8 protein-coding genes are annotated in these 7,998 nt (G+C 43.8%); 5 read left to right on the plus strand and 3 right to left on the minus strand.

All coding sequences use genetic code 11. The annotated features are described in order from the left end of the window. Positions 1–670 precede the first annotated feature (670 nt). A complete protein-coding gene (gene sleB, locus DW015_RS08810) occupies positions 671–1,351 on the plus strand; it encodes a spore cortex-lytic enzyme (protein WP_038672043.1) in 681 nt (226 codons plus the stop codon). A 37-nt stretch (positions 1,352–1,388) separates the two neighbouring features. Here sleB and DW015_RS08815 read toward each other — a convergent pair whose 3' ends face one another. From DW015_RS08815 to DW015_RS13865, 3 genes are all read right to left on the minus strand, one after another. Next, positions 1,389–2,819: a PASTA domain-containing protein gene (locus tag DW015_RS08815; RefSeq protein ID WP_117905379.1), complete on the minus strand. Its 1,431-nt coding sequence runs from the start codon at positions 2,817–2,819 to the stop codon at positions 1,389–1,391. Continuing rightward, positions 2,770–3,336: a sigma-70 family RNA polymerase sigma factor gene (locus tag DW015_RS08820; RefSeq protein WP_117905380.1), complete on the minus strand. Its 567-nt coding sequence runs from the start codon at positions 3,334–3,336 to the stop codon at positions 2,770–2,772. Before DW015_RS08820 ends, DW015_RS08815 begins: the two co-directional genes overlap by 50 nt. Positions 3,337–3,565: 229 nt before the next feature. Then, on the minus strand, positions 3,566–3,688 hold the full coding sequence (locus tag DW015_RS13865; RefSeq protein ID WP_022287987.1) for a hypothetical protein: 123 nt from the start codon (positions 3,686–3,688) through the stop codon (positions 3,566–3,568). A gap of 193 nt (positions 3,689–3,881) precedes the next feature. On the opposite strand from DW015_RS13865, the gene DW015_RS08825 reads away from it, so the two are divergent. The 4 genes from DW015_RS08825 to DW015_RS13870 all read left to right on the plus strand — a co-directional run bounded on the left by DW015_RS08825 (position 3,882) and on the right by DW015_RS13870 (position 7,814). Next, complete coding sequence (locus DW015_RS08825) at positions 3,882–5,780, plus strand: polysaccharide biosynthesis C-terminal domain-containing protein (protein WP_117905381.1); 1,899 nt, start codon at positions 3,882–3,884, stop codon at positions 5,778–5,780. Positions 5,781–5,841: 61 nt separating this feature from the next. Continuing rightward, a complete protein-coding gene (locus DW015_RS08830) occupies positions 5,842–6,093 on the plus strand; it encodes a YdbC family protein (protein ID WP_022287989.1) in 252 nt (83 codons plus the stop codon). Between the two features lie 237 nt (positions 6,094–6,330). Further along, complete coding sequence (locus DW015_RS08835) at positions 6,331–7,575, plus strand: ROK family protein (RefSeq protein WP_117905382.1); 1,245 nt, start codon at positions 6,331–6,333, stop codon at positions 7,573–7,575. Between the two features lie 113 nt (positions 7,576–7,688). Next, positions 7,689–7,814: a hypothetical protein gene (locus DW015_RS13870; RefSeq protein ID WP_278306133.1), complete on the plus strand. Its 126-nt coding sequence runs from the start codon at positions 7,689–7,691 to the stop codon at positions 7,812–7,814. Positions 7,815–7,998: the final 184 nt, after the last annotated feature.

The raw sequence follows: 7,998 nt of genomic DNA on the forward strand, positions 1-7,998 counted from the left end.
GGGGCTTGGCGAAATTTCTGTTCGCAAGCTCACAGAAATGCGACAGCACGCTATTTCTTGCCCATTAAATTATCGGGGAATATCACAATAATGTACCTCGAAAATAATTTGGCATCAAAGATACAACAATCACAGCATTACACCTCCGAGCGGGACGTCGAGGGCGCCGTCCCCTACAAGCGTGATAGGATAGTTTTTTGTTCTGTCCTGCAATGGTTGTAATCGTGGACTTGTTTCTTCGACGGGCGAACGCTGTTCGCCCCTACAGATTTGTTGCCGTAATTTTGTCCGATATATATATTCAATTTTCAAGTTGCGTTCGGGGTGTGACATTGGGTATTAAGCCCTTGGTTGCGTATACACAAAATACCGCAACGCACACCCACGCTTTGACACAAGTACTCTACAGCCTGTTCCAGAATCTCTCATCGTATTCACTAAGTCGCAGGGCTTGTACGTGCCCGCAAGTATCAAAACGCTTTCTACTTATACACGAAAAGTACCCTTTTTGTTGCATAAAAAATGCAACAATTGCAGAAATGTTGCCAAATTAAAATATAAATCATTTGTTTGCATAAATTTGTGTCACTGAATTTGTGCATATTGACATTGCGTGAATAAATCTGTAAATGCTGTAAAAAATAAATGCAGATTTTCAGGAGGTGATCTTATGAGAACAATGAGAAATCTGCTTGCGAAAAAAGCTGTGGTGACGGTGCTGGCGGTGGGAGTTTCGCTGGCGGCGGTGAATGCCTTTTGGGGCGGTTCGGACAGTGCGCTCTCTCAGCTTGGGTCTAGCGGCAGTGAGGTTAGGGCTATTCAGGAACGCCTTAAAGAACGTGGTTTGTTCAACGACTCTGTGACGGGATACTATGGTGAGAAAACAAAAGCCGCTGTGATAAAATTTCAGAAACAGCAGGGGATAAGTCAGACGGGAACGGCAGGTCCGCAGACTCTGCGTGCGTTGGGCATTTCTATCGGCTCTGTGCCGTCAGCTACGGAGCAGAATATCAATCTTTTGGCGAGGATAATCTCTGCCGAGGCCAGGGGCGAGCCTTATGTGGGACAGGTGGCTGTGGGTGCGGTCATTTTAAACCGCATTGAACACCCGTCTTTCCCTGACACGCTTTCGGGGGTAATTTACCAAAACGGCGCTTTTACGGCGGTGGTGGACGGACAGTTCAACGAGCCTGTTGCCGCTTCCGCTTACAATGCTGCCCGTGACGCTTTGAACGGCTGGGACCCCACAAATGGCTGTGTTTACTACTACAATCCTGCTAAGACTTCAAACGCTTATATGCACGCTAAGCCTACGGTGACGGTTATTGGAAGCCATAGGTTTTGTATGTGAAAAAAAGCCGCCCTGCGCAGTGCAGAGCGGTTTTGTGCTATTTATGTACGAAAAAGTAATCGCTGCCGTTTAGGGATATTGGTATGGAGTAGAGGATATCGTCGGTGAATTTACGGGAGATATAGCCTGCTATATCGGCGAGCTTTTCGGTGTCGGAAATGTCTATGGCATAGGCGTCTACATATGAGGTCTTGCCAGTTATGGCTATTCTTACATCATTTATATGGAAAACGTCTTTTACTTCTTCAAGTATCTCTCTTGGGCTTCTGTAGCTGGAGGTGACTTCTGCTTTGCCGCCGAGGTTTATTGTGACTATTGACATATTAACTATCTCTCCTGGGCTTCTGTAGCCGGGGGTGACTTCTGCTTTGCCGCCGAGGGTTATTGTGACTATTGACATATCAACGTTACAGCTTTGCAGAAGCTCTTCCATTTCCTTGATGTTGTGTTCGTAAAGCACTGTTACCTCACATCTGTTGCCTTGATCATAAATGCTGCAGGAGGTGAAAGTTGGGCGGTAACCCATTTCTTCCAGGTCGCACAAAAGATTTGATACTTTATACGGATTTGTTATAGGCGTATCGCTGATGGGGAGATCGCCTGTCGGCTTTGGGTAGGCGGTGTGGACGTCCACAAGATCGATATTTACGCCGTATGCTTGGAGGTAAGCTTTTGTGCAGGTGACGTCATTTTCGGTGTTCACTGTTACATCAAGGTAGGTTTCATGGTTTTCGGCGGAGATTATGCCGAAGTCTGAGGTTCTTGAATTTAGTGCGGAAAGTATTATGTCAAGATCGTCTGTGTTTTCAAGGTCGGTGAGGCGTTCGGTAAAGGTCGGTATCTCTATATCTGCCGCTTCATATGTGCCAAGCTCGTCTTCGGTGAGCTGTTTATCGGTCTGTTCGTCAGAGTCGGTCTGTGAACTGTCATTGTGGATATAAGTTCTTTGCTCAGGAACTGGACCTTTACTCACAAACAGGTTGACTTCTTGCCCTGCTTGTATTTCTTCCCCTGCGGCAGGCTCGGTATTCATGACAGTTTCGGCGGCGACAGTATCGCTATATCTATCACGTCTTACGGGCGTGCCGCCTGCCTGTGCGATAAGCTTTTCGGCTTCGGCATAGGTCTTGTTGATAACTTTCGGCACTGTGATATGCTGTGGGGTCTGGGGCGGCTGTGTTGTGGTATCGGTGGAGGCTGTTGAGGGGGCAGGGGTGGTGGCGTCGATATCGGGCTTTAAAAGTCCGCTGAATGCGAATGCTCCCACTGCTATGGCGGCGCAGGCTGCTGCTGCGGCTATGCCGATGGATTTTCTTCTAAGCTTTATAGGCTGGGGTTTTGTTTCTGTGTGTGCGCTGTCGGCTGAGTTGGTGATAAAGGCTTTATTGTCTATTTTTTGCAGGATAGCGTCAAGATTTTCAGACTTGCTTTCGCTGTGGGACTTTTTCATTATATCTGTTATTTTCATTGCTTTGTTCCTCCTTTTCACAGTATGTTTTTTTCAGCTTGTCAAGGGTGCGGTATAGTCTTGATTTTACGGTGGACTGGGACAAGCCCAGGCATGATGCGGTTTTCTTGATAGTATAGCCGTACTGATAATGCAGTACGAAAATGCGGTAGGTGGTATCGTCGGAGCTTTTGAGATAGCTCATCACCTGCTCATAGTCGAAAAAGTCGGCGTTTTCAAGGGTAGCAAGGGCTTTTTCATCGGGGATATTCAGGTCGGTGATATCCTCAAATGTGGCTTTGGGCTGTTGTCTGTAATGGTCTGCAACATAATGCTTGGCTATACGCAGGACGTAATGCCTGACGTTTTTTATTTTCCCCTCAGTGGTGATAAGGGAGCGGTAAAAATCAAGATACACGCTTTGGAGTGCGTCTTCTATAAGATCTCTGGTGGGTAGCTTTGAGGTGAGATAGCAGTTTATATAATCGTATGTATCATTATAAGCCTGCACGAATGTATCTTTTAGTTCTGTTCCCATGGTTTTTCCTCCTTTCTTTTTTTGCTCTGTGAGCTTTCACCCTAATAGTCGGGAATTTTGCTGAAAAAGTTTCAGCTTTGTGAAAAGTTTTTTGTAAAGAAAAAGGACGGCAGAAGCCGTCCTGAGAGTGCGTGCTGGGAATAGCCCCGACTAAGCGGGACGTCGCATTTCTGTGAAACGGAAATTGAGCCGTTCCCCTACAATAAACGTTTTTGTACTATGCTAAATTTTAGTCTACAGAATAATATTTCTGAAGTCTTGTTTTGAATATCTCGCAGATGATATTTGCAGCTACTCCTGCTGTGAATACAGATACGAAAAGTATCAGAAATACTTTTGTTGCTTTGCTCATGTTATCTTCCTCCTGTAATTCTGTGACGCTGTTTTTACAGCCCTTTTCTTTAGGTCTATTATACTATAATCTTGCTCTGATTGCAAGCGGTTTGTGAAAAAATACGGCTTTTTATAAAAATATTTGCAAAAATCAAAGCATTGTGTTATAATATCTCTATGTGTTATATTTTTATGTAATGAGGAAATTTTAAATGGCAGAAACAGGCAAACAAAGCAGCTACAAAAAGCTGTTTTCAAATACTCTGGTGTTCGCTATAGGTTCGTTCAGCTCAAAAGTCCTTGTGCTGTTGCTTGTGCCTATTTACACCAACTATCTTACTACGGCTGAGCTGGGCGTTACGGACGTTCTCACTCAGATTGCTAACTGGATAATACCTCTTGTGACCATGACTATCACGGAGGCTATAATCAGATTTGGTCTTGACAAGGCTTATGACAAGGTAAAGGTCTTTACCCTTGGCAATCTTATATGCTTCTTTGGTCTGGCGGTGTTCGGTATTTTGCTGCCTATTGTGTCGGTGACGGGCATTGCTGACAAGTATATCGGCGGATACAGCCTGATACTATATATATATGTGTTCACATCAAGCATGAAGTCGCTGTATTCAACTTTCGTGCGTGCAATGGAGCAGGTGAAGCTGTTTGCTTTTAATGGCATACTGACCACGTTCTTTACGCTGTTTTGGACGGCAATGTTTTACATGGTGCTTCCTGAGGGATTTCTCGGTCATGGCACGGGCATCGAGAAGTATTTGCTCGCTACCATTCTTTCCGACCTTATATCGGTGGTATTTCTCACGTTCAAGTCAAAGCTTTGGAGATATATAAACTTCAAGGATATCGACAGAGAGCTTTTGCAGGTAATGCTTCAATACTCTGTGCCTCTTATCCCTGCTCAGCTTTTGTGGCTCATAACAAACAGCTCGGATTCATTTATGACTACCCACTATCTTGGCTCGGACTACAACGGCGTGCTGTCGGCGGCTTACAAGATACCTAACCTTGTGTCAACGGTATATCTTATGTTCGGTCAGGCTTGGAATATGTCGGCTATCACTGAGGACGATTCTGATGACAGAGATTCGTTCTATGAGAATGTTTTTGACTTCAATCAGAGCCTTTTGTATATCCTTGTGGCAGGCTGTCTGCTTATCGTTCAGCCTGTGACTAACTTCTGGATAGGCGCAGATTTCCGTGACTGCGTAAAATACTCGCCTATCATCATATATGCGACCATTTATTCATGCTTCACCACTTTTATGGGGTCTATTTATCTTGCTTCAAAGCAGACAAAGAGGTCACTTTTTACGAGCCTTGTTTCAGGTGTGATAAACGTGGGGCTGAATGTTATACTCATACCGAGGATAGGACTTTACGGTCCGCCTATATCCACGGTTGCTGCTTACATGACGGTTTTCATCATAAGAGCCATAGACTCGAGAAAGCTAGTGCCGTTCAGGATAGATATGAAAAAGATGATAGTGAACAACATCGTTATCCTTGTGATGATGTTCATTTGCCTTTTTGAAACTGACCTTATGCACCACCTGCCTTTGTATGCTATCGTGACACTGCTTTTCTTTGCGGTCTTTATACTCAACCGAAAGGCTGTGGAGAGCATATTCTACAAGGTGCTTCCTGCAAGGATAGCTTCACATTTTGTGAGCCTTAGCACTGCAAAGCTTTGCGCAGTTATAGGCGGCCTGGCTGTATTTGTACTCATAGACTTGCTCACAAGGGGCATTATTGTGTATGCTTTGCTGCTGGCAGGCTTTGTCTTTGCAATATACAAAAACAAGAACAGGCTTATGTATATCTTTATGGTGCTTATGCCGCTGAGTCTAGTTTTCAGGCACGGCATGGTATGGGCAGCGGTGGCATTTCTGATACTGGCGGTGGCTGTTATTATCAAAAATCGCAGGCCAGCAGATGTTTTCATTGGCATTGCGGCACTTGATATACTGCTTGGTGCGGCGGCAGGACTTTGGTTCGGCGTGCTTGCGGCGGCGGTGCAGACACTTGTATGCGGCTTTATATTCCGCAGACAGATATGGGATAAGCTTATTGAATGGGCATATAAAAAGCGGTAGAGATACTGCGTTTTATAGATAAAGGGGCTATGCTCCTATTACACCAATGGAGGTTTTTATCATGGCAGAATTGAAATTTGAGATCACAGAGCGTATAGGCGTACTTTCTGAAAACGCTAAGGGCTGGACAAAGGAGCTTAACAAGGTTTCCTGGAACGAGAGAGAGCCTAAATATGACCTGAGAGAATGGAATCCGGACCACAGCAGAATGGGCAAGGGTATCACTCTTACAGACGAAGAAGTGGAAACTCTCAAGGCTATTCTCAACGGCGAGGAGATAGAGGACGATATCAACGAGGCTGACATTCTTTAAAAAATTGTAAATGTTCGGTAAACAGTTAAATGATAATCAATTGTTAATCATGAGTTTAAAAATGTTTGCTATAATTTCCGAGAAGAACAATTAAACGGCGGAGTTGTGCGTTATTTCATGCACGGCTGCCGCCGGAAGCTTGCACATAAAAGGCGTTTCGTATCAGTATTTAAAGGACACGGAACGCTTTGAACGTACAGGGCAAGTAATAATATATTCGGAGGGAATTATAGTTATATGGAACAGCATGGCATTAGCAAGCTTGATCTCAAGAGGCGCAACCGTATGCAGGTCCTCAAGATACTCAAGCAGAGAGGCCCTACTTCCCGTATCGACATTGCGGGAACTTTAGAGCTTACAAGAGCCGCTGTCACGATCATAACAAATGAAATGATCGAGCAGGGGATAATACAGGAAATAGGCGAATACAAACACGTTACAGAAAAAGCTCCGAGAGGCAGAAAAAAGATACTTATCGACATTAATCATCACTACAAGTTCGTTATAGGCGTAACGGTAGAGGAGGATATCGTAAGCGTTGGTCTGTCAACTCTGGCAGGTGCAGTTCTCGATAAGAGAAACCTGGCTATCAACGAAAAGACGGACTACAGCACTATTTTTGATTTCACTGAGAAGTCTATAAACGAGGTACTGGGCGACAACTGCCTTGACAAGAACTCTATTCTCGGCATCGGTTTCGGTATATTCCCGACTATGTATTCAAGACTTGGTATCAATGTTGAAGATGGCGAGCCTGATTATGCTAAGCTAAAGGCTGCAATAAGAGAGAAAACTGAGCTTCCGCTGGTTTTTGACAACTCTGTAAAGGGTACGGCTATGGCAAATATCGACTTCCTTAAAACGAAGGATATAAACAGACACAACATAGCCTTTTTGCAGTATGGCAACACTATGCACTTTGTTGTGACGAATCTTAATGATCCGATCGTTTCATATGATAACAGAACTAACTTCGTGGATAAGATGATAATCAACCCTTATTCTGACAGGACTTGTCCATGCGGAAGAAGGGGCTGTGTTGAGAGTGAACTCACTCCATCGGCTACTATGTCAAAGCTTAGGGAAGTATTTTCTGCTGAAAAGACGCCTTTTCTCTATGAGGCGGCAAGGGGAAGCTTTGAGAATGTCAATCAGGATATGATAACGATGGCATACGAGAAAGACGACAAGGCTGTAAAAGAGATACTTAACGGCGAGCTTACGCTGTTAGCGGTGCTTCTTAACAACTTGTATTTTTCTACTAACCCGCAGAAGATAGTGCTTCATCAGTTCAAATTCCAGAATGAAAAGGCGTTCCAGAAATTAAAGGATGCTGTGACAGAGATAGGCGGAGCGCTTGTTTCAAGCAAAATAGAGCTGTCTATTATTGAGGACAAGCACAGATTCCTGTCAGGCTGTGCGCTTGCAATAAGAGAATTGTTCTTTAACAGGGGCGGATTTGATACATCTTCTAATAATTAAGAGCATCAGAGCAGGGCAATGCCCTGCTTTTTCTTTTATATATAGTATAAACTGAACAACATAGTGAAAAACATCTAAATTATCGGGTAGAAAATGTATAAAAGAGAGAAACGATGAAAAAGCTATTGACAAATGTCGCTGTAGATGATAAAATATATAAGTCGCCTCGAGAGAGCGATAAAGGAAGAAGCGAAACGAAGGTAAAAGGTTCGGGAGAACAGAAGAGACCTGAGGAGTAGCTTGAAAGTGAGTTCACAAAGAATTCACAAAGAAAAGTCTTGACAAAGCTTAGCTAATATGATATAATAGATAAGCTGGTTTAAGACAGCACATTAGAAAGCACTAAAAAATCGAAAGTCAAAAAACTTTTTTGAAAAAACTTCAGAAAAGGGGTTGACAAAAGATAAAAAGTGTGATATAATG

This window comes from Ruminococcus sp. AF37-20 (assembly GCF_003460465.1).
Classification (GTDB): Bacteria; Bacillota; Clostridia; order Oscillospirales; family Ruminococcaceae; genus Hominimerdicola; species Hominimerdicola aceti.